Raw genomic sequence first — 19,370 nt, forward strand, 5'->3', positions numbered from 1 at the left:
GGCATTACGCAAGCGGCGCCGACGGCGGGTTGGCGTGGCCCGACGCCAGCGCGGCGAGCAGCTCGTGCAGGGCATCCGTCGACGACACCGTCGGGGCCCAGCCGAGCACCGCCCGGGCCCGCTCGGTCGACATCACCGGCACGCTCGTCGCGATGTCGACCCAGCCCGGATCGGACGGCTGCAACCGCGCCCGCCACGATGCCCACACCAACGCGCGCAGCACCGAGCGACGGAACGGCACCGCACGGCCGCCCAGCGCCGCTGCTAGCACCTGGGGCGTCACCACCGGTTCCGCCGCGAGGTTGAAGGCGCCGCCCGCCGAGCGTTCGAGGGCCCGCCAGATCGCGTCGGCCACGTCGTCGGCGTGCACCACCTGGGAGATCAGGATGCTCGGCAGCGGCACCACCGGCATCCGCAGCCGCCCGAGCACCCTGTTCGGCACCAGCGGCCCCACGAACAGCCGCGCGATCTCCGCGGCCGCGTCGGCTTGGAACACCAGCCCCGGTCGCACCCGCGTGACGACGGTCGACGGGTGCCGACGCTCGAACTCGTCCAGTCGCCGCTCGTTCACGGCCTTGTGCCGGGCGTAATGCGAGGTGTGGATCCCACCCGTCGGCCACGACTCCCCCACGCGCCCGCGCTTGGGCCCGGGACTGTACGCGCCGACCGACGACGCCACCACGACCTGTCCGACCCCCGCACGCCCCGCCGCGTCGAGCACCCGTCCGGTGCCGACGACGTTCGTCTCGTGCAGGATGCGCTCATGCCGGTTCGGCTGCAGGCGCCACGCGAGATGCACCACGGCATCCGCACCCTGCAAGGCGGCATCGAGGCGGCCGTCGGCGGTCGGCTCGGCGATGTCGATCGCGCGCCACTCCCCCGCGGCGTACGGGGCTTCGGGTGCCGGCATCCGCCGCGCGACGCCGACGACCTCCACATCCGGTTGCGCGGCAAGTCGGCGGAGCAACGCCGTGCCGAGATTCCCCGTGGCACCCACCACGACCACGCGCATGGTCCGCCTCTCGCCGGATGCCCGTCACCCGCTCTCCCGCCGACGCTACGCCGCCCCGGCCAGACCGCAACGCCTGCCGCACAGCACCGTGCAGACGGCACTGTGCAGACGCCGGCCGAACACGGATGCCCGTTCCGGCAGCCCATCACACGTCCCGTAGGGCGTCGGCCGGTTCGATCCGCGCAGCGCGGAGCGCGGGCCCCGCGCCGGCGGCCAGCCCCACGCCACCACCTGAGACGGTGCTTGCGAGCACGATTCCGAGGTCGAGAACCGGCGTCCACCCGTGCGCCAGCGACACGACCACCACTGCAAGCACTCCAGCCGCCGCCCCGATGAGCCCGCCAAGAGTTCCGACGACCAGCGATTCACCCAGGAACTGCAGGGCGATCTGGGCACGGGACGCCCCGAGCGCACGACGCAAGCCGATCTCGCCGCGACGCTCGGCGATGCCCAGCAGGGTGACGTTCGCGATGCCGAGACCGCCCGCCAGCAGCGTGATCACGCCGATCAGGAGAAACACGATGTCGAGGTCGCCTTGCACGTCGCCCTCCAGCGACGCGCCCGACGGCGGCGCCGCGGCGGTGAAATCCTCCGGCAAGTTCGGGGAGAGGGCGATCGGCGCCTGGTGGGCGACCACGCCGGCCGCACCCACCGTCATCCTGAGGACGGCACGATCGGCCGCGGCAGTCCGGAAGTCGCGGCGCGCGGTCGTCAGCGGCAAGATGACCGAATCCACGAGCCCGTGTTCGAGGACGGATGACTCGAGCACCCCGATCACCGTGTACGCGTCATCCCCGATGAAGATCGACGGGCTGCTCGCCACGGAGCCGACGCCCAGACTCGCGGCCGCGTGTGCGCCCAACACCACAACGCGATCGCCGCGGCCTTCGTGACCGCGGTCGAACATCCTGCCGGAGGCCAGTGTCGCGCCGAGAGCATCCAGGAGCTCGCCCGAGGCCGCGACGACCGGCGGCAGCGCGGGGGTCGACGCCGAGGGATCGTTCACCGGCACCGCGGTGATGGCACCCTCGAACGTCACGTCGGCCAGGAGCACCACCGATTCCACGCCGGGCAGCCGGTCCAGGCGATCGAGCGCGTCGGCCGGCATGCTCGCCGTGGCGTGATCTTTGCCGTCCGCACCGGCCGCCGTGGCGGGGGCCACCGAGAGATGCGTCGCCGCGACCGAATCGAAGCGGGTGGCCACCTGCCCGGCCGCGGTCTGCCCCAGCCCGACCGTGGTGACCAGTGCACCGATGCCCACGAGGGTACCCAGCACGCTGATCACCAGTCGTGAGGGTTTCGCCGAGACGCCGATCACCGTCTCGCGCAGCAGATCACCCGCTCCGAAGCGTGTTGTCGAACCCGTCACGACGCCGCCCCCTCGACCGCAACCGACGGTGGTGCTGTGGCGTCTGGGGTGCGCGGCAGTTCCGTCGCACGACCCTGTTCGATGCGCACGCGGCGCCGCGCCCGATCGGCCACGCGCTGGTCATGGGTGATCGTCACCAGGGTGAGGCCATCGGCGTTCAGCTCGTCGAACAGCCCGAGGACGGCATCGGAGTTCGCCCGGTCGAGATTTCCCGTGGGTTCGTCGGCGAGCAGGAGACGCGGGCCCGTGCACACCGCTCGGGCGATGGCGACACGCTGCCGCTCGCCGCCAGAGAGCAGGCCGGGGAGAAAGCTCATTCGATGAGCGAGGCCCACCCGGTCGAGCGCCGCCCGGGCACGACGCACTCGCTCGCCGCGCGGCACCGCCCCGTAGAGGAACGCGAGCTGCACGTTCTCGAGCGCCGTTCGCGCCGGCAGCAGGTGGAAGGCCTGGAACACGAAACCGATCTGCGTCGCGCGCAGTGCCGCACGCCGACGTTCACTGAGTCGCGAGGTCGGTTCGCCGTCGAACAGGTACTCCCCCGTCGACGGCCGGTCGAGGAGGCCGAGGATGTTGAGCATGGTCGACTTGCCGGCGCCCGACGGGCCGACTATGGCGAGGTGATCGCCCGGCGCCACGCTCAGCACCACGTCGGACAGGGCCGTGACCACTCCTCCTCCGGATGCGAATGAGCGTGTCACATGGCGCAGGTCGAGAAGCGGCCGCTCGATCGTCATCGGCCCACCACCACCCGCGCGCCGGCCCGCACCCGGGGGTCATCGGAGTGGATCTCGACGTAACCTCCGGCAGACAGCCCGGTCGTGACCGCCACGAGGTCGCCGGCTCCTGCTGACGCATCCGTGCCGACCACCGGGCCCGAAGCAGGACCGGACTCTGGGCCCGCATCCGGCGCCAACTCGATCCGACTCTCGCCGCCCGAACCGGCACTCAGCGCCGCGACAGGAACAGCCAGCACCTCACCGGCCGTCGATTCGACCGGGATGCCCACCTTCACGTTGGTACCGCGCAAGCGCTGCACCGTGGCGTCGTCGAGCGGTTGAGGGGCCAGCGCCACGTCGTAACGCTTCCCGCCGGCGGTCGGTCCGTCAGACCCGGTGGCGGCCTCATGCGGCTGCACCGAGCCGACGGTGGCCGTGAACTCCGCGCCATCCACCGAGGTGAAGGAGGCGGACATGCCACTCCTCAGGAGCTTCGCGTCGTCTTCCGAGGCCGAACCGGCGAGCACCAGCTGAGCGCCCGACACCGTGAGCGCGGTTCCCGTGCTCACCGAGCCCCGCGTCGCCTCCACCTTGTCGACGCGCCGCGGCAGCGAGGTGAGAAACACGACCTCCGACTCCGGCAATACGGTGAGCGCAGCGGTCTCCGCTTCAGCCACGGTGTTCTGGGCCTCGGCGAGCTGACCGCGCGCCGCGTCGACGGCCGCCTGCTCGGCGGAGACGTCGACGGGCTCGCCGAGCTCAGCCCGGCGCGCTTGAGCGAGGCTCAGTGCATCTCGGAGCCGGCCGATCTCCAGCTCATCGGAGCCCTGCCAGAGTGCGACGTCGAGTTCGCGCTGAGCCTGACGCACCGCGTTGTCCGCCTCGACGATCGCAGAGCCGGCCGGCCCGTGTGCGGCGCGATCACGAGCCGCAACCGCCTGATCGACCGCTGCCGACGCCGACCGCGCGGCTTCTCTGGCACTCGCGAGTTGTCGGTCGGCCTCCGGGCTCGACGCGGGTGCGCTGTACCCGACCTTGCGATAGAGCGCGTCGACCGCTGCCGCCGTGCTCGCATCGAAGAGATCAGCCGCGCCGTCCCCGACGTCGATGCCGAGTGCCGTCAGTCCGGCCTTCAGCTGTGCCACGTCAGGGCCCGACAGACCCACATGCAGCGTGCGATAGGCCGGAAGCTCTCCCGGGAGGACGATGAGCGGCCGGCCGGCGATCTCCAGCGCCACCGCGCCGGCGTCGAGTGCCGCGCCGACCTCGGGCACGTGCCCCGTGACCACAGCGGGACCGGCCAGGCCAGTGGTGTCGACCTTGACGTCGACGGCATCGGCGTAGGTCACATCAGCTCGCGTCGTGACGGTGTTCTGGATGACGCGCTTCTCGATCGGCGCCGTCACCGGACCGGCGGACGGCGCCTGCGCATCCGCCGCTCGCTGCGCCGGCGACTCGACGAACCGGCTCAGCACGATGCCGAGCACCAGCGAGGCGATGGCGACGACCGCGAGCAGGGCGAGCAGCCGTGGACCCCGCGTGAACCGCCGCAGTCGGTCCGGCACTGACAGGTGACCGGAACGACCTGACCGCGCCGTGGGCTGCCGCCCGGGCGGACCGCCTGGGGCATCCTGCTCGCTCACTGTTGCGAGCCGCCGTACCGCGCGACCAGCGCGTCGAGCTGCTCCCGATGCTCATCGACGAATGCCTGCTCGATGCGGTGCTGCTCGGCGGCCAGGGTCTGGGCGTACCCGCTGTCCCGGGCACAGCCGAAATCGGCCGTCGCCTGCGCGATCTCGCGCTGCTGCAGGCTCTTCACCTCATCCGGGTCGGCGTCGGGTGCCGACGTACTGGTGGCGCCGTTCTCGTCCGGCGGGGACATCAGCGCGCTGTACGCGTCGCTGATGGCGGCCGGTGCATCGTCTTTGTGCACGAATCCGGCGTAGCCGGCATCCGCCATGCAGTCGGCCCAGGCGCGCTCCTTCGCGGTGACCGACGGCGCCGAACGCACCTCGCCGTACAACGAATTCATCTGCTCGATCAGGTCGGCGAACTCCGGATCGCTTTCGGCGCCACTGCCCATGCCGACCTCGTGCTGCGCCTTGCCGTTGCAGCCGCCCTTCGCCCAGTCGTACTCGGCAGCTTCACCAGCCGGTGTCTCCTCCGGCGTCGGCCCCCAGAGCGCGTCGTTGTAGGCGGCCAGTTCGGACTCGCTCAGCGAGCCGGTGTACTCGGCGTTCGGGTCGCTGTGCTGCTGCCCACCATCATCCGTCCGGTCGTTGACGCCCAACGGATCCGTGGTGATGCCGTAGCCGTAGGTGGTCGCGAACTCTTCACTGGACCAGTCGAGTCCGCTGTCATCGGCAACCATGAACGAGGCATTCTGCGAGTCGGGCTGGTACTCGAACCCCTGCTCCTTCATGCACGAGGCGATCCGCGACTGCACCTCAGCGTTCTGCCGATCGATATCGCCTTGCTCCAGCGGCGAGTACACCAGCGAGTAGTACTTCGCCAGCGGACTGTTCGGGCCTCCGGCCCCGTCGGAGGGATCGACCGCCTCCCCCGGCCCCGCGCATCCGGCGACACCGACGATGAGGAGGACCGCACCCAATGCGACTGACGCACCATTGCGAACCGATGTCATGACTGCCTTTCCGCCCGCACCCCCGAGGTGAAGTGAGTATTGCTCGTCAGGAGGTTAGGTGATACCGCAGACATCGCGCACGATGGGCGGAAATGCTCACGGCGAACTCCCACCGCACTGATAGCAGGCGCTAGATTGAAGCTCGACAGAACACAGCGCCGCAAGGCACCCACCAAGGGGGAACACCATGACCACACCCACCGCTTCGAACCCGCTCGGGTTCTGGCTCCACGACGCCGACATCACGGCCACCGCGGCCCGCTGGCTCAAAGGCGGCCTGTGGGTGCGCGCCATCCTCTCGGTCGTGCTCGGCATCGTCATCCTGGTGCTCGCGTTCAACAACCCCGACGCCATCGTGTACACGATCGCCTGGCTGTTCGCGATCTACTTCTGGATCGTCGGGCTCATGCGCGTCGTCTCCGGCATCGTGAACAACACGGTCACGGGCGGCATCCGAGCGCTCAACATCATCCTCGGCGTGCTGCTCATCCTCGCCGGCGTCGTCGCGGTGCGGAACCCGGTCGTGTCGCTGCTCGCCCTGGCGCTCGTGATCGGGTTCTCCTGGATCATCGAGGGCGTGCTCGCCGTCATCGAGACCGCGAAGGACTCCTCGCAGTGGTTCGGCACGATCCTCGGCGTGATCTCGGTGGTCGCCGGCATCGTCGTGATCTTCCTGCCGCTGCAGTCGATCGGCATCCTGGTGCTGTTCGCCGGCATCCTGCTCATCGTCACCGGCATCATGGCGGCCATCACGGCCCTCATGCTCGGCCGCGCCCCCAAGGCCGCCACGCGCGCCTGAACTCAGCGCTGCAAAGGCGTGTCCAACGCCCGCCGCAGCAGCTCCACGAGGACGACCGGCTCCACGGAGTCGGTCGTCCTCGCCAGTTCGTCGAGGGACCACCAGCGCCACTGCTCCACGTCGACGCGCTCGTCGTCGGTCCAGTAGGTGTCGACCGGCACGAAGCCAGGCACCCGCAGCAGGTACCACTCCTCGTGGTACTCCCGGAACACGCCGGCCGCCGGCTCCCCGGTGAAGTCGTGCGACCAGAAGACGTCACCCACCTCCTCCTCGGTGACCACGAGCCCGGTCTCCTCGAACAGCTCCCGCACGGCCGCCCGCAGATGGGTCTCCCCCGCCTCGAGGTGACCGCCCGGCGTCAGCCATCGGGTCGGATTCGTCGCGACATCCGCTCGTGTGAAGAACAGCAGCGTGCGGCGCGCGTGGTCGAGCACCAGCACCCGCGACTTGCGGATGACCGTCCCCGCCGCCGTGGCGGCGTCGGCCTCGCCGCTCACTCGCCCTCGATCGGCCCGAAGTCGGAGACGTCGCCCACGTAACGGGTGTGGTTCTCGGGGATCGGGTCGACGGCCGCGGACGCCACCTCGGCCGCGAACTCGCTCACGTTGTACAGCCGCCCGGCGGCCTCCTTGCGGGCGCCGATCGCACCCGGGTTCGCGCGTTCGAGCAGCGTGGCCGTGATGGTGCCCTCGATCATGTCGCCCGACACCACAACGAACTCCACGCCCGCGGCGTCGAGCTGCGGGATCATGGCTCGCAGCGCATCCTCGCCAGCGCGCTTGGACAGCGCCACGGGCAGGTACTCGGGCATGGTCTCGGTGGTGCGGATGAAGTGCGCCTGGTGACTCGTGACGAACACCACCCGTGACCCCGGCGCGAGCAGGGGCAACGCCGCGGTCAGCAGGTTCACCTGCGCATCCCGGTTGAGCGTCATCGCGTAGTCCTCGGCCATGCCGCTCTCCATGCCGCCGGAGGCGTTCAGGACGAGGATGTCGAGGCCGTCGAGATCGGCCTGCACCTGGTCGAACATGGCCGCCACCGATGCCGGGTCGGTGAGGTCGGCGCCCACGACGAGTGCGGTGCCGCCGGCCTCCCGAATGCTGTTCGCGAGCTTGGCCGCCCGCGCCTCCTTGTTGCGGTAGTTGATGACGACCGAGGCGCCCGCTTCGGCGAAGTACCCCACCGTGTCGGCTCCGATGCCGCGCGAGGATCCCGTGACGAGGGCGCGCTTGCCAGCGAGCGAACCGGGGGCGAGTGGATTGGGCACGGCGACTCCTCAGGGATCGAGAACAACCCTCCGAGACTACCAAGTAGCCGATACTCCACCCGCGCCCCCGCGGAAGCCTGATAGCGTCGAAGCACAGCCGATCGACGCCGAAAGGAGACAGTCGATGACCGACTTCCTCGATTCGTACGCCTGGATCATCTGGCTCGGGTTGATCCTCCTCTTCGTGGTGATCGAGATGTTCACGCTCGAGTTCACCTTTCTCATGATCGCGATCGGCAGCCTCGGCGGGCTCATCGCCGGGGTCTTCGGCGCGCCCTGGTACATCCAGATCGTGGTGGCGGCGGTGCTGTCACTGCTCCTCCTGCTCACGCTGCGGCCTCCGCTGTTGCGGCTGCTCAAACGCGGCGGCGATCCGTCGCGCAGCAACGTGGATGCGCTGCTCGGCCTCGAGGGGCTGGTCGTCGATCAGGTCACCGCCACCGGCGGTCAGGTCAAGCTCGCCAACGGCGACACCTGGACGGCGCGGATCTCCCCCCTCACCGAAGCACGCGACCTGCGGCGCGGTGAGCGCGTGCTGGTCACCGCGATCGACGGCGCCACCGCGGTCGTCGTGCCGGCGGAGCGAACGACCGAGTACACCGAGCACAAGGAGGGCACCCTGTGAACGACATCGTCGGGCAGGTCATCCTGATCGTCGTCATCGCGATCATCGTCATCTTCGTCCTGGTGGTGGTGGCGCGCTCGGTGCGCATCATCCCGCAGGCGCGCGCCGGTGTGGTCGAGCGCCTCGGCCGCTACCACAAGACCTTGATGCCGGGCCTCAACATCCTGGTGCCCTTCATCGACCGGCTGCGCCCCCTCATCGATCTGCGCGAGCAGGTGGTTTCCTTCCCGCCCCAGCCCGTGATCACCGAAGACAACCTGGTGGTCTCCATCGACACCGTCGTCTTCTTCCAGGTGACGGATGCGCGTGCCGCCACCTACGAGATCGCGAACTACCTCGGCGCCGTCGAGCAACTCGCGACCACCACCCTCCGCAACGTGGTCGGTGGCCTGAACCTCGAGGAGGCGTTGACCAGCCGTGACGAGATCAACGGGCAGCTGCGCATCGTGCTCGACGAGGCGACCGGCAAGTGGGGCATCCGTGTCTCGCGGGTGGAACTGAAGGCGATCGATCCGCCCGCCTCCATCCAGGACTCCATGGAGAAGCAGATGCGCGCCGAGCGGGAGCGCCGCGCCGTCATCCTCACCGCCGAGGGCACCAAGCAGTCGCAGATCCTCGAGGCGGAGGGTCACCGGCAGGCCGAGATCCTCCGGGCCGAGGGTGACGCCAAGGCCCAGGTGCTCCGCGCCCAGGGTGAGGCCGAGGCCATCACCACGGTGTTCGGCGCGATCCACCGCGGCGAGCCCGACAACCTCCTGCTGGCCTATCAGTACCTGCAGACGCTGCCGAAGATCGCGGAGGGCAACGCGAACAAGCTCTGGGTCATCCCGAGCGAGCTCACGGAAGCCTTGAAGGGAATCGGGCAGGCGTTCGGCGAGCGTGGCGCCGCGGCTCCCGGTCTGGCCGAGCGCCACGGCGGGGCGGATGCGGCGGCGCCGGAACCCAGTCGGCTGGCCGAAGAGACCGCTCAGGCGGCCGGGGCTGCCGTGCAGGCGGCCGCCGCGGCCTCCGCTGCGGCCGACGCCGCCGCCACGCTGCCCGCACCGCCCCAACCCGATGCGCCGGCGACGGGCACCCCCGGTGCCGACCCGCAGCAGGGCTGAGCAGCGGGCCGGCGGCTGGTTCCAGCCGCCGCTCCCCCGCATCCTGGCGCACCGCGGCCTGGCCCTCGGTGTTCCGGAGAACACGCTCGCCGCGTTCGAGAAGGCGGTGGCGGCCGGTGCGCAGTATCTCGAGACGGATGTGAACGCATCGGCCGACGGCATCGCCGTGGCCAGTCACGACCCAACGCTCGAGCGCCTGGTGGGCCGGGCCGAACGGATCGCCGACCTCACCCTCGAGCAGCTGCTCGAGATCGATCTCGGCGGCGGTGTGCGATTCGTGACCCTCGCCGATGTGCTGGCGGCGCATCCGGGCATCCGTTTCAACATCGACATCAAATCCGAGGACGTCGCCGGCCCGGCTGCCCGTGCCATCGCCGAGGCGGGTGCCGAAGACCGGGTGCTGCTCACCTCGTTCTCGACCCGGCGCCGGCGCGCCGCCGTCGACCGGCTCGATGGCAGCGGTGGCCGGCGGGTCGCGGCGTCGGCGTCGGCCGGCGAGTTCGTGCCCGCCCTCCTCGCGGCCAAGCTCGGCCTCACCCCGCTCGTGCGCCACCTGCTGCGGCGGGTGGACGCCGTGCAGATCCCGCTCACGATCTTCGGACTGCGAACCACCACCCCGCGGGTCGTGCGGCGCCTGCACGACTGCGGCGTCGAGGTGCACGTCTGGACCATCAACGACGTCGGGGTGGCGCGGCGCCTGCTCGAAGCGGGCGTCGACGGCATCGTGACCGATCGGGCCGACCTCATGCTGCCGATCGCGGCGGAGTTCCGCGCGACGGTTCGCTGAGAGAGTACTGGCAATAGGGCCAGGCGGAAAGCTTTCAGCCGGTCAGGCGGTTTATAACTCTTGAAGCAACGCGAGAGGAGACCACACAATGGCAGATCGCAGTTTGCGCGGAATGCGACTGGGCGCACAAAGCCTGCAGAGCGAAGAGGGCGTGGTTTTCTCGCCCCGGACGACCTACACGTACCGCTGCGCGACATGTGGCCGTGACACCGAGATGGTGTTCTCGGCCGAAGCCGAGGCCCCGGAGACCTGGGAGTGCAGGTTCTGCAGCCATGAGGCGATCCTCATGGTCGGCTCGGAGCCGGTCGAGGTGGACAAGGGTGACGTGAAGACGCCCCGCAGCCACTGGGACATGCTGCTCGAACGCCGCACCCGGGCCGAGCTCGAGGAGCTGCTCGAAGAGCGCCTGCAGTATTTACGGGCGCGCCGCGGCACGCAGAAGAGCGCATAGCGCTCAGCGCACGATCAAGAACGTCGTCTGGCCCTCACCGGCCGAGGCGACGTTCTCGTCGTCAGGGCCACTGCCAGTCCGATGACGCCGAAGCCGGCCACGAGCCACTCGATCTGGAAGCCGAGGAGCGCCGCGGGCGTCGGAACGGTCGCCAGTGGCACATCGGCCACCATCGCACCCGCCTGATAGGCCGGGATGCCGGTGATCGTGCTGCCGTCGGGGGCGATGATCTGGCTGGTTCCCACCGTCGAGATGTTCACGACGCTCCGCCCCAACTCGATCGCCCGCAGCCGGGCGATGGCGAGCTGCTGGAGGTTCTCGTCGGTCTTGCCGAAGTCGGCGTTGTTCGTCTGCGAGAGCACCACCTGCGCGCCCTCCGCCGACATCTCGCGCATCACCGCGTCGTCGGTGATGTCGAAGCAGATCGAGATGCCGGCGATCAGCCCGTTGATGTCGAAGGTGAGGTCTGTGCTGCCGAACTGGTAGTCGCGGGTCACCAGGTCGACCAGATCGGGTTGCAGGGCGCGGAAGAACTCGCGGTTGGGCATCCACTCGGCGAACGGCACGGGGTGGCGCTTGTCGTAGTGGTCGGCCACTCCCCCGTCCTCCCAGAGCAGCGAGGTGTTGTAGACCAGGTCGCCACGCTGCTGGATGGTGCCGGCCACGATGGGTACACCACCCAGGTCGGCGCTCACCGTGTCGAGCGCCTGCGCCGCCGCCGGGTACCGCGCCGGGTCGAGGTCGGAGGCGTTCTCCGGCCAGACCAGCACGTCGAGCGGCTGACCCTCGAGCGGCAGTGAGGCCGACACGTGGTCGCTCAGGATGTCGCCGGGCGCGTGCACGTCGAACAGCCCGGCGTTCGAGTTGCCCTGCACGGCCGCGATGCGGGAGGTTCCGGAGGTGGGCGCGGGCCACGCGGGCACCGCCAGCAGGGCCGCGATCGCGATCGCGCCGGCGAGCATCCGGGTCGAGGTGCGCAGGTCGAACTCCCGAGCGAGCTGCAGCAGGAACGCCGCCAGCCAGACCAGTACGAAGCTGAGGCCCGACATGCCGAGCCAGGCGACGAGGCCGGCGAACGGGCTCTCGGACTGCGACATCGCGATGCGGCCCCAGGAGAATCCGCCGTACGGCGCGATGGAGTTGATGCCCTCGCGCAGCACCCAGAGCCCTGAGACGACGAGGGGCACGAGACCGAGCCGGCCCCAGCGACTCGGCCACACCCGTTCGGCGCGCCGGTAGACCAGGGCGATCAGGATCGACCCGAGCCCGAAGTACACCGCTTCGAAGCCGGACAGGCCGAGCCAGGGCACCGGCCCCAGGTAGAGCGTGAGCCAGAAGATGTGCACGCCCCAGAACGTCGCGCCCGCCACCACCCCGATGAGGAAGGCGCTGCCCCAACCGCGCCCCACCAGCGCCGCCAGCACGATCAGCACACCCACCAGGGTGAGCGGCCACCAACCCTTGTCGGGGAAGCCGGCGTCGAGCGCGATCCCGGCACCCACGGCGCCGATCAGGGCGAGCCAGAGCGGCATCAGCGGCCGGCCGAAGCGCGCGGGCGCCTGGCCGTCGAGCGGCAGAGAACGGCGCAGGTCGACCAGGGGCACAGGATGCGCGGACGCGGCCGTGCGGGCGCGTGCACGGTCGGCGGGGCGGAGGGTCGTCGTCACGGTCTCGTCCTCACGCCACCGAGGAGTACGCCACGATGCCGCGGCGCACGCCGTCGATCGCGGCCCGTGCCGTGGCGGCGAGCCGTGCATCCGGGGTACCCTGCAACTGGTCGAGCAGGTCGATGGTCTGCTTCGACCACCGCACGAAGTCGCCCGCGGCCATGTCGGCGTCGGTCAGCACGTCGTCGAGCGAGCCGCCCCGCGCCCAGCGGTGCATCGCGCCGGAGAGCCCGGTCGCCACGGGTGTGCTCCCGGGGAGCTTGTGGTCGACCTGGATGTCGTCGATCTGCGCCCACAGCTCCTGCGTCTTCTCCAGGGCGATGCGGAACGCTCCCCGCGGAAGATTGCGCTCGTAGCCCTCGGGTTCTTCGCGACGGGGTTCGTAGACGAGCGCGCAGGCGATCGCGGCCAGTGCCGCCGGGTCGAGGTCGTGCCAGACCTGCCGCCGCATGCACTCCGCCACCAACAGGTCGCGTTCGCCGTAGATGCGCTTCAGGGTGTGCCCGTGCTCGGTGAGCACCGTGACGCCGTCCGGGGTGGTCTCGAGGTAATCGAGTCCGAGTAGCACGTCGGTGACCCGGTCGAACACCTTCGCGATGACGTTCGTGCGGGTCTGGATCTGCTGGGTCAGCCGGTCGGTCTCCTTCTTCAGGGTGAACCAGCGCTCCGCCCAGCGTGCGTGCGCCTCGCGGTCCTTGCAGCCGTGCACCGGATGCTGGCGCAACTGCTTGCGCAACGACTCGATGCGCCGCTGCCGTTTGTCCCGCTCGCCGCGGGACTGCTGCGCCGACCTCCCGGCCCCCGAGCGCTCCAGGTCGGTGAGCTCGCGGCGGATGCGCGCGTACTCCTTGAAGTCGCCGAGGTGGCAGGTCATGGCCGTCTCGTAGCCGGCCAGCGACTCCTCCTGCTGGCGCACCTTGCGGGCGAGGTCGACCACCGCCCGGTCGGCCTGGAACTGCGCGAACGACGACTCGAGGATCTCGCGGGTGCGCGGCCGCCCGAACTGGTCGATGAGGTTCACGGCCATGTTGTAGGTGGGCCGGAAGCTCGAGTTCAGCGGGTAGGTGCGCCGCGACGCCAGCGAGGCCACCTCCTGCGGGTCGAGCCCCTCCCGCCACTGGATGACGGAGTGCCCCTCCACGTCGATGCCGCGCCGACCCGCCCGGCCGGTGAGCTGCGTGTACTCCCCCGCCGTGATGGGCACGCGCGCCTCGCCGTTGAACTTCTCGAGCTTCTCGAGCACCACGGTGCGCGCGGGCATGTTGATGCCGAGGGCGAGCGTCTCGGTGGCGAAGACCACTTTCACGAGCTTCTTCTGGAACAACTCCTCCACCACCTCCTTGAAGGCGGGCAGGAGCCCGGCGTGGTGGGCGGCCACGCCACGCATCAGCCCCTCGGTCCACTCCCAATAGCCGAGCACCGCGAGGTCTTCGTCGAGCAGCGTGCGGGTGCGCTCGTCGACGATGCGGCGGATCTCCTCCCGCTCCTCGCTCGTGGTCAGGCGCACGCCGGCGCGCAGCACCTGCTTCACCGCCTGGTCGCAGCCCAACCGGCTGAAGACGAAGAAGATGGCCGGCAGCAGCCGGTGCTCCTCGAGCAGCGCGACGAGCTCCGGCCGGTCCATACGCTCGAAGCCCTGCCCGTGCGGGCGGTAGCCGCCGCGGCCCCGGTTCCGGCCGCCGCCGCCACGGCCGCGGTTGCCGCCCAGCCGGTCGACGGATGCGAGCGACGCGCCCCCGCGCACGAGCTGCGCGAGCTCCGGGTTCACCCGGTTGGTGGCGGCCCGCCCGGTGGAGTCGAAGAGGTCGATCAGCTTGGTCTTCACGAGCGCGTGCTGATCGAGCGGCACCGGCCGCTCCTCGGAGACGATCACCTCGGTGTCGCCCCGCACCGCCTGCAGCCAGTCGCCGAACTCCTCGGCGTTCGAGACCGTGGCGCTCAGCGACACGAGCTTCACGTGCTGCGGCAGGTGGATGATCACCTCTTCCCACACCGCCCCACGGAAGCGGTCGGCGAGGTAGTGCACCTCGTCCATCACCACGAACCGCAGGTTGGTGAGCAGCGCCGAATCGGCGTAGAGCATGTTGCGCAGCACCTCGGTGGTCATCACCACGATGCGCGCGTCGGCGTTGATGTTCGTGTCGCCGGTGAGCAGGCCCACCTCGTCGGGCCCGTACTCGGTCACGAACTCCTGGAACTTCTGGTTCGACAGCGCCTTCATGGGCGCCGTGTAGAAGACCTTGTCGCGCACCGACTGCATGGCCAGGTGCACCGCGAACTCGGCGACCACCGTCTTGCCCGCGCCGGTGGGCGCCGCCACCAGCACGCTTCGGCCGTCCTCGAGGGCACCGGCGGCCTCGATCTGGAACGGGTCGAGATCGAAGCCGAGCCCGCTCCGGAAATGCTCGACCTGCGGATGCCCGGCCCGCTTACGACTGGCCGAGAACCGCTCAGCCGGAGTCAGCACACCCTCGCTGCCGCCCGCCGCCATCAGACGGCCAACTCGACGTCGAAGCTCTCCTGCGCGCGCCGCCGGCGGCGGTCGTTGAGCCAGGCGATGCCTGCTGCACCGAAATACAGCAGCAGCATCGGGATGGCCAGCAGGAACATCGACATCACATCGGCCGCCGGTGTGGCGATGGCGGTGAACAGCGTGATCGCGAGGATGGCGATGCGCCACGACTTGATGATGGCCTTCGCCGTCAGCACCCCCGCGAAGTTGAGGATGACGAGGAACACCGGGAGCACGAACGCGATGCCGATGGCCAGCACCAGCTTGAGCACGAAGTCGTAGTACGACCGGGCGGTGAGCAACGCGGTGGTGCCTTCGGGCGCGAAACCGGTGAGCAGCGTCACCATGTGCGGCAGCACGAACCAGCCGGCCACGCAGCCGGCGAAGAAGAGCGGCACGGCGGCGCAGACGAAGCCGACGGCGTAGCGCTTCTCCTTCTTCTTGAGCCCCGGCATCACGAAGGCGAATACCTGGTACAGCCACACCGGGGACGAGATGACGACGCCGACGGTGAAGGCGATCTGGATGCGCAGGTCGAAGGCCGACGACACGTCGGTGAAGTTGAGGCTCGCCTCGCGCCCCTGCTGGGCCGCGAGATCGGCGATCGGCTGGGTGAGTGCCGAGAGGATGAAGTCGGAGAGGATGAACCCCGCCACCATGCCGAGCACGATGGCCAGCGCCGAGATGAACAGCCGGTTGCGGAGCTCGACGAGGTGGGAGCCGAGCGACATCCGGCCGTCAGGTGGGCGCCGCCGGGAGGACTTGACGGCCACCGACCCTACGACTTCGGTTCGGAATTCGTCTCCGGGGCCGCGGGAGCTGTCGGAGCGGCGGGAGCAGCCGGGGCCGCCGGCGGCGGCGTCTGGTCGGCGTTCTCCTCTTTCATGGCCTTGGTCTCGTTGCGGAAGATGCGCATGGACTGACCGAGGCTCTTCGACAGCGCGGGAAGGCGGGTCGCGCCGAACAGGAGCAGGATGACGACGAGGATGATGACCAGGTGCCACCCGTTGAGGTTACCGAGCATCGGTCCACTTCCTTAGGGTCGGAATCGTTTCGGGATTCACGAGCAGTTTACCGCGTTTGATGCGGGCGTCTCTGCGTGCCTGCTTCAATTCGGCTTTGCGCTCCAGGTGGAGTTCGCGGCGCCGTGCCACCTCCGCGTACCCGAGCAGGATGGCCCGATCGGCCGGTTCTTCGGGCGCGAGCTGCTCGACGTTCTCGTTCAGGCGTGCCACCTTGTCGGTGAGCTGCTCGAGTTCGCGCAGCACCGCGACGCCCTTCTTGAACAGCCGGTAGCCGAGCCAGGCGAGCATGCCGACGAGCGCCAGCACCAGAACGGTCCAGATGATCAGCCACGCCCACCACGCCATCCGCTCAGCCTATCCGGCGAGATCGTCGGCGTAGCGGGCGAGCGCAGCCTCGGCCCAGTCGACCACGACCGCGCGCGCCTCCGGCGGGTCGACGACCGTCACCGCCGACGAGAGGGCAGTCACCAGGCGCTTCAGCCCGTGCATGTGCGCGACCCGGATGCGGGCGCGCACCCGGCCCGAAGCGTCGGACGGCGCATCCGCCACCGTCGCGTCGACGTTCGAGACGTACTCGCCGAGGAGGGACATGGCCGAGGGATCGAGCTCGATGGTGACCACGAGGTCGTCGTCCGCCCCCTGGAACAGGCGGTCACCGAGGCGCACATCGTCGTGCGGATCGGTGACCGGGTCGTCGGTGACGCGGATGTCGGTCATCCGGTCGAACCGGAACGTGCGCACCGCTTCACGCAGGTGGTCCCACGCGCGCAGGTACCAGTCCTCGTTGTCGGAGTCGATGCGCAGTGGATCGACACGCCGGCGCTCCCGCGAGCCGCGCGAGCTGAGGTAGTCGAACTCGATCTGCACGCGGCGCGCCAGGGCGTCCCGCACCTCGGCGAGGGAACCGGCGGCCTCGGCCGGGGCGATGGCGACCTGGCTCGGTCGCTCGGAGGCCCCCCGGGCGAGCTTGTCCATGAGCGACGAGTAGACGCCGCTGTCGACGTTCTCCGGCAACGACTGGAGGTACTGCAGCCCGGCGATGAGGGCAGCCGCCTCGCGGGCCGAGAAGCGAGGCGAGTCGTCGAGCGCCACCATGTGGGTGATCACGATCTCGTCGCGCTCGTCGAAGTCGTCCCAGGAGATGTCGAAGAGGTCGCCGTGCTGGTACTGCGTGGTCTCGCCCGGGATGCCCGAGACGGCGATGAGCGACACGGCGTCGCGGATCTGCTTCTCCGACACCTGGAAGTGGGCGGCGGCGTCGGCCACCGACACCCGGCCGTTGTCGATGAGGTACGGCACGAGGGCGAGCAGGAAGGTCAGCTTGTCCTGGGCGTAGGCGAGTGGCTGACCGTCGCGAGGGGTGGGCATCAGGCGTCGCCCCCGTCGGCTGTGGCCGAGTGCGCCCGCACTGCGGCGGTGAGCCGCGCGATGACGGCGTCGCGGAGGAGGTCCGGCCCGAGCACGCGCACCTCGGGGCCGAAGCCGGCCAGTTCGTCGGCGAGCAGATTCACGTCGGTGAAGTGCAGCAACACGCGGTCGGCCTCGCCCCGGGCGGCGCCGCGACGGCGGGAGAGGCGCACCTCGGCATCCGTTCCGGGCTCCACCTCGAGTTCGGCGACGTTCGCCTCCCAGATCTCGTCGAGCTCGTCGAGGGCGGAGGCCGCGTAGTCGCCCGGGGGCACCTCCACGACCTGGCGGCCGAGCCGTACCGGCCCGGTGATGCGGGAGAGCAGGAAGGTGCGTGGCTCCCCCACACCGCGATCGATGGCCTTGAGGTGCCACCGCCCCTGATGCTGCACCAGCGCCAGCGGCGTCACCGTGCGCAGGCGGGCGGCGGGGTCGCCGGGTTTGAGGTACAGGAACGACGCGGTGACGCGCCGGGAGAGCGCATCGGAGAGCGGGTCGAACGACGCGTCGCGGGTACGGATGCGCGGCGCGTAGCCGAGCACCGGATCGCTCGTGTCGACACCGATCGACCGAAGCTTCAGCAGGGCGCGCTGCGACTCGCGGGAGAGGGACCCCTCGCGCCAGGCCATCGCGGCCAGGTTCAAGAGGGTCGTCTCTGCGGCCGAGAAAGTGATGTCGGCGGGCAATTCATATGCCGTTCGCGGAATGCGATAACGCGCGGACTGGTTGTTGCCCGGGTCCCCCGGGGTCTCGAGGGTCTCGAGCGGCACACCGAGTTCGCGGATGTCGTCCTTGTCGCGCTCGAACTGCCGCTCCAGCGTGGCGTTGTCCCCGTAGGGGTCGTAGCGCTGACGATACCCCTGGACGGTCGAGAGGATCTCGCTCTTCGTGAGCCCCGCCTCGGTCGCGAGCAACGCCAGCACGAGGCTGAAGAGCCGCTCCTCGACCGGGACCGGCGCGGGCGATTGCTTCTGCGGCGACACGCGAGAATTCTAGTTCGTGGTGTCCGGCCCGCGGTGCGCCCGCGACCCGATCACTTCGATGCGCTCGGCAGGATTCCGAGGATGTCGACGACGTACGCGGTCGCCGACGAGCCGGAGTCGTCGGTGAGGATCACGATCACCTCGGAGCCCACGGTCTGCCCGGTGAGGAACGGCGTGATGCCGGCCGGCTGCCAGGAGGTCTGAGAGGGCTGAGCCTTGTCCGACATCGTCCAGAGCTGCGGCTGGCCGTCTTCCCAAGTCGAGTTCGCGACTTTCGTGGGATTGGCGTAGGAGACCGCCGTGGCCTGAACGATGATGTTGTCGCCGTCGGCGACCTCGGGGCCATCGCCCTTCTTCAGCACCGCGACCTTGGACTCGGTGGGCTTGTCGCCCGACACGATCGAAATGCCGGGACGGCCGTCGGGACCGTGCACCACGCCCGGGAAGCCCGGGGTCGCGAGCTGGTCGGCGCCGGTCGCGCGCCCGGGTACCGCGGTGGAGACATCGGCGACCATGACCACCGCGCCGGGGGCACCTTGGAACACCGTGCCGGCGAGATCCTGCGGGAGCACGACCGCGACGCGGCTACCGGCCGGTGCACACAGGAAAGCGTCGGTGAATGCCTTGGGCAGCACCTTCGGCGAGTCGGTCACGGTCAGCGGGATCACACCGGGCTGCGTCTGGCTCAGTGCCTCCCCGGTCGCCGCGTCGTAGAGCGTGTACGTGGTCACGACCACACCGCCGGGAGTGCCCGGCTGGCCCGAGCCGTCGACGAGCAGCGATCGCTCGGGGCTGTCATTGGTGAGCGGGAAGGGGAACGTGGCCTTCGGGTCGCTACCCAGCTCGCCGGTGGCCGTCACCGCCGCGCTCGAGTCGCCGGAGGGCGTGGCCGAAGCACAATCGGATGCGGCGGAGCTGCTGCTGCACGCGGCGAGCGAGACCAGCAATCCTGCCGACAGAATGAGCGCGAGAGAGGTGCGCACGGATCCTCATTTCCTGC

20 protein-coding genes are annotated in these 19,370 nt (G+C 69.9%); 5 read left to right on the forward strand and 15 right to left on the reverse strand.

The window, feature by feature from the left end:
- Positions 1-4 precede the first annotated feature (4 nt).
- The 5 genes from AC3WLB_RS08485 to AC3WLB_RS08505 form a co-directional block, all read right to left on the reverse strand.
- Positions 5-1,012, reverse strand: a complete 1,008-nt coding sequence (locus tag AC3WLB_RS08485) for an NAD-dependent epimerase/dehydratase family protein (protein ID WP_492505078.1) — start codon at positions 1,010-1,012, stop codon at positions 5-7.
- Between the two features lie 145 nt (positions 1,013-1,157).
- Positions 1,158-2,381: an ABC transporter permease gene (locus tag AC3WLB_RS08490; RefSeq protein ID WP_492505080.1), complete on the reverse strand. Its 1,224-nt coding sequence runs from the start codon at positions 2,379-2,381 to the stop codon at positions 1,158-1,160.
- On the reverse strand, positions 2,378-3,118 hold the full coding sequence (locus tag AC3WLB_RS08495; RefSeq protein WP_492505082.1) for an ABC transporter ATP-binding protein: 741 nt from the start codon (positions 3,116-3,118) through the stop codon (positions 2,378-2,380). Before AC3WLB_RS08495 ends, AC3WLB_RS08490 begins: the two co-directional genes overlap by 4 nt.
- The gene (locus tag AC3WLB_RS08500; RefSeq protein ID WP_492505084.1) at positions 3,115-4,665 is read right to left on the reverse strand and encodes an efflux RND transporter periplasmic adaptor subunit; all 1,551 of its coding nucleotides are present in this window, start codon (positions 4,663-4,665) and stop codon (positions 3,115-3,117) included. Before AC3WLB_RS08500 ends, AC3WLB_RS08495 begins: the two co-directional genes overlap by 4 nt.
- A 74-nt stretch (positions 4,666-4,739) precedes the next feature.
- Complete coding sequence (locus AC3WLB_RS08505; RefSeq protein ID WP_492505086.1) at positions 4,740-5,744, reverse strand: hypothetical protein; 1,005 nt, start codon at positions 5,742-5,744, stop codon at positions 4,740-4,742.
- 187 nt (positions 5,745-5,931) lie between these two features.
- Here AC3WLB_RS08505 and AC3WLB_RS08510 point away from each other — a divergent pair, with 187 nt between their 5' ends.
- Positions 5,932-6,543 (forward strand): HdeD family acid-resistance protein, encoded by a 612-nt coding sequence (locus tag AC3WLB_RS08510; RefSeq protein WP_492505087.1) that lies wholly within the window; start codon positions 5,932-5,934, stop codon positions 6,541-6,543.
- A 2-nt stretch (positions 6,544-6,545) separates the two neighbouring features.
- Here the strand turns inward: AC3WLB_RS08510 and AC3WLB_RS08515 are convergent, their stop codons facing one another.
- Entirely contained in the window at positions 6,546-7,040 is a 495-nt protein-coding gene (locus AC3WLB_RS08515) for an NUDIX hydrolase (protein WP_492505089.1), read from the reverse strand.
- On the reverse strand, positions 7,037-7,810 hold the full coding sequence (locus AC3WLB_RS08520; protein ID WP_492505091.1) for an SDR family oxidoreductase: 774 nt from the start codon (positions 7,808-7,810) through the stop codon (positions 7,037-7,039). The genes AC3WLB_RS08515 and AC3WLB_RS08520 overlap by 4 nt, the downstream gene beginning before the upstream one ends.
- 124 nt (positions 7,811-7,934) lie before the next feature.
- On the opposite strand from AC3WLB_RS08520, the gene AC3WLB_RS08525 reads away from it, so the two are divergent.
- The 4 genes from AC3WLB_RS08525 (at position 7,935) to AC3WLB_RS08540 (ending at position 10,776) form a co-directional block, all read left to right on the forward strand.
- Positions 7,935-8,435 carry an NfeD family protein gene (locus tag AC3WLB_RS08525; RefSeq protein WP_492505093.1) on the forward strand — a complete coding sequence of 167 codons (501 nt, stop codon included), beginning with the start codon at positions 7,935-7,937 and terminating at the stop codon, positions 8,433-8,435.
- 20 nt (positions 8,436-8,455) lie between these two features.
- Positions 8,456-9,538, forward strand: a complete 1,083-nt coding sequence (locus AC3WLB_RS08530) for an SPFH domain-containing protein (protein ID WP_492505640.1) — start codon at positions 8,456-8,458, stop codon at positions 9,536-9,538.
- The gene (locus AC3WLB_RS08535; RefSeq protein WP_492505095.1) at positions 9,516-10,325 is read left to right on the forward strand and encodes a glycerophosphodiester phosphodiesterase family protein; all 810 of its coding nucleotides are present in this window, start codon (positions 9,516-9,518) and stop codon (positions 10,323-10,325) included. The genes AC3WLB_RS08530 and AC3WLB_RS08535 overlap by 23 nt, the downstream gene beginning before the upstream one ends.
- 88 nt (positions 10,326-10,413) lie before the next feature.
- Positions 10,414-10,776 (forward strand): RNA polymerase-binding protein RbpA, encoded by a 363-nt coding sequence (locus tag AC3WLB_RS08540; RefSeq protein ID WP_022895452.1) that lies wholly within the window; start codon positions 10,414-10,416, stop codon positions 10,774-10,776.
- Positions 10,777-10,790: 14 nt separating this feature from the next.
- Here the strand turns inward: AC3WLB_RS08540 and lnt are convergent, their stop codons facing one another.
- The 8 genes from lnt to AC3WLB_RS08580 are packed head-to-tail and all read right to left on the reverse strand — an operon-like array spanning position 10,791 to position 19,353.
- Entirely contained in the window at positions 10,791-12,443 is a 1,653-nt protein-coding gene (lnt, locus tag AC3WLB_RS08545; RefSeq protein ID WP_492505097.1) for an apolipoprotein N-acyltransferase, read from the reverse strand.
- 10 nt (positions 12,444-12,453) lie between these two features.
- Positions 12,454-14,934: a DEAD/DEAH box helicase gene (locus tag AC3WLB_RS08550; RefSeq protein WP_492505099.1), complete on the reverse strand. Its 2,481-nt coding sequence runs from the start codon at positions 14,932-14,934 to the stop codon at positions 12,454-12,456.
- Entirely contained in the window at positions 14,934-15,686 is a 753-nt protein-coding gene (gene tatC / locus AC3WLB_RS08555) for a twin-arginine translocase subunit TatC (protein WP_492505642.1), read from the reverse strand. The genes AC3WLB_RS08550 and tatC overlap by 1 nt, the downstream gene beginning before the upstream one ends.
- A 47-nt stretch (positions 15,687-15,733) precedes the next feature.
- Positions 15,734-15,979 (reverse strand): Sec-independent protein translocase subunit TatA, encoded by a 246-nt coding sequence (gene tatA / locus AC3WLB_RS08560; protein ID WP_492505101.1) that lies wholly within the window; start codon positions 15,977-15,979, stop codon positions 15,734-15,736.
- Complete coding sequence (locus AC3WLB_RS08565; RefSeq protein ID WP_022895445.1) at positions 15,969-16,325, reverse strand: hypothetical protein; 357 nt, start codon at positions 16,323-16,325, stop codon at positions 15,969-15,971. The genes tatA and AC3WLB_RS08565 overlap by 11 nt, the downstream gene beginning before the upstream one ends.
- Positions 16,326-16,334: 9 nt before the next feature.
- Positions 16,335-17,348, reverse strand: coding sequence for a helix-turn-helix transcriptional regulator (locus AC3WLB_RS08570; RefSeq protein WP_492505103.1), 1,014 nt, complete (start codon positions 17,346-17,348; stop codon positions 16,335-16,337).
- Positions 17,348-18,370 (reverse strand): helix-turn-helix transcriptional regulator, encoded by a 1,023-nt coding sequence (locus AC3WLB_RS08575; protein WP_492505105.1) that lies wholly within the window; start codon positions 18,368-18,370, stop codon positions 17,348-17,350. The genes AC3WLB_RS08570 and AC3WLB_RS08575 overlap by 1 nt, the downstream gene beginning before the upstream one ends.
- Before the next feature lie 50 nt (positions 18,371-18,420).
- Positions 18,421-19,353: a hypothetical protein gene (locus AC3WLB_RS08580; RefSeq protein WP_492505106.1), complete on the reverse strand. Its 933-nt coding sequence runs from the start codon at positions 19,351-19,353 to the stop codon at positions 18,421-18,423.
- Positions 19,354-19,370: the final 17 nt, after the last annotated feature.

This window comes from Herbiconiux sp. FW305-C-125 (genome assembly GCF_058783455.1).

Excerpts from the sequence above, each read along its gene's own strand:
- AC3WLB_RS08485 (WP_492505078.1), bottom strand. The coding sequence starts at position 1,012 with ATGCGCGTGGTCGTGGTGGGTGCCACGGGGAATCTCGGCACGGCGTTG.
- AC3WLB_RS08495 (WP_492505082.1), bottom strand. The coding sequence starts at position 3,118 with ATGACGATCGAGCGGCCGCTTCTCGACCTGCGCCATGTGACACGCTCA.
- AC3WLB_RS08505 (WP_492505086.1), bottom strand. The coding sequence starts at position 5,744 with ATGACATCGGTTCGCAATGGTGCGTCAGTCGCATTGGGTGCGGTCCTC.
- AC3WLB_RS08510 (WP_492505087.1), top strand. The coding sequence starts at position 5,932 with ATGACCACACCCACCGCTTCGAACCCGCTCGGGTTCTGGCTCCACGAC.
- AC3WLB_RS08525 (WP_492505093.1), top strand. The coding sequence starts at position 7,935 with ATGACCGACTTCCTCGATTCGTACGCCTGGATCATCTGGCTCGGGTTG.
- AC3WLB_RS08540 (WP_022895452.1), top strand. The coding sequence starts at position 10,414 with ATGGCAGATCGCAGTTTGCGCGGAATGCGACTGGGCGCACAAAGCCTG.
- AC3WLB_RS08550 (WP_492505099.1), bottom strand. The coding sequence starts at position 14,934 with ATGGCGGCGGGCGGCAGCGAGGGTGTGCTGACTCCGGCTGAGCGGTTC.
- tatC (WP_492505642.1), bottom strand. The coding sequence starts at position 15,686 with ATGTCGCTCGGCTCCCACCTCGTCGAGCTCCGCAACCGGCTGTTCATC.
- tatA (WP_492505101.1), bottom strand. The coding sequence starts at position 15,979 with ATGCTCGGTAACCTCAACGGGTGGCACCTGGTCATCATCCTCGTCGTC.
- AC3WLB_RS08565 (WP_022895445.1), bottom strand. The coding sequence starts at position 16,325 with ATGGCGTGGTGGGCGTGGCTGATCATCTGGACCGTTCTGGTGCTGGCG.
- AC3WLB_RS08570 (WP_492505103.1), bottom strand. The coding sequence starts at position 17,348 with ATGCCCACCCCTCGCGACGGTCAGCCACTCGCCTACGCCCAGGACAAG.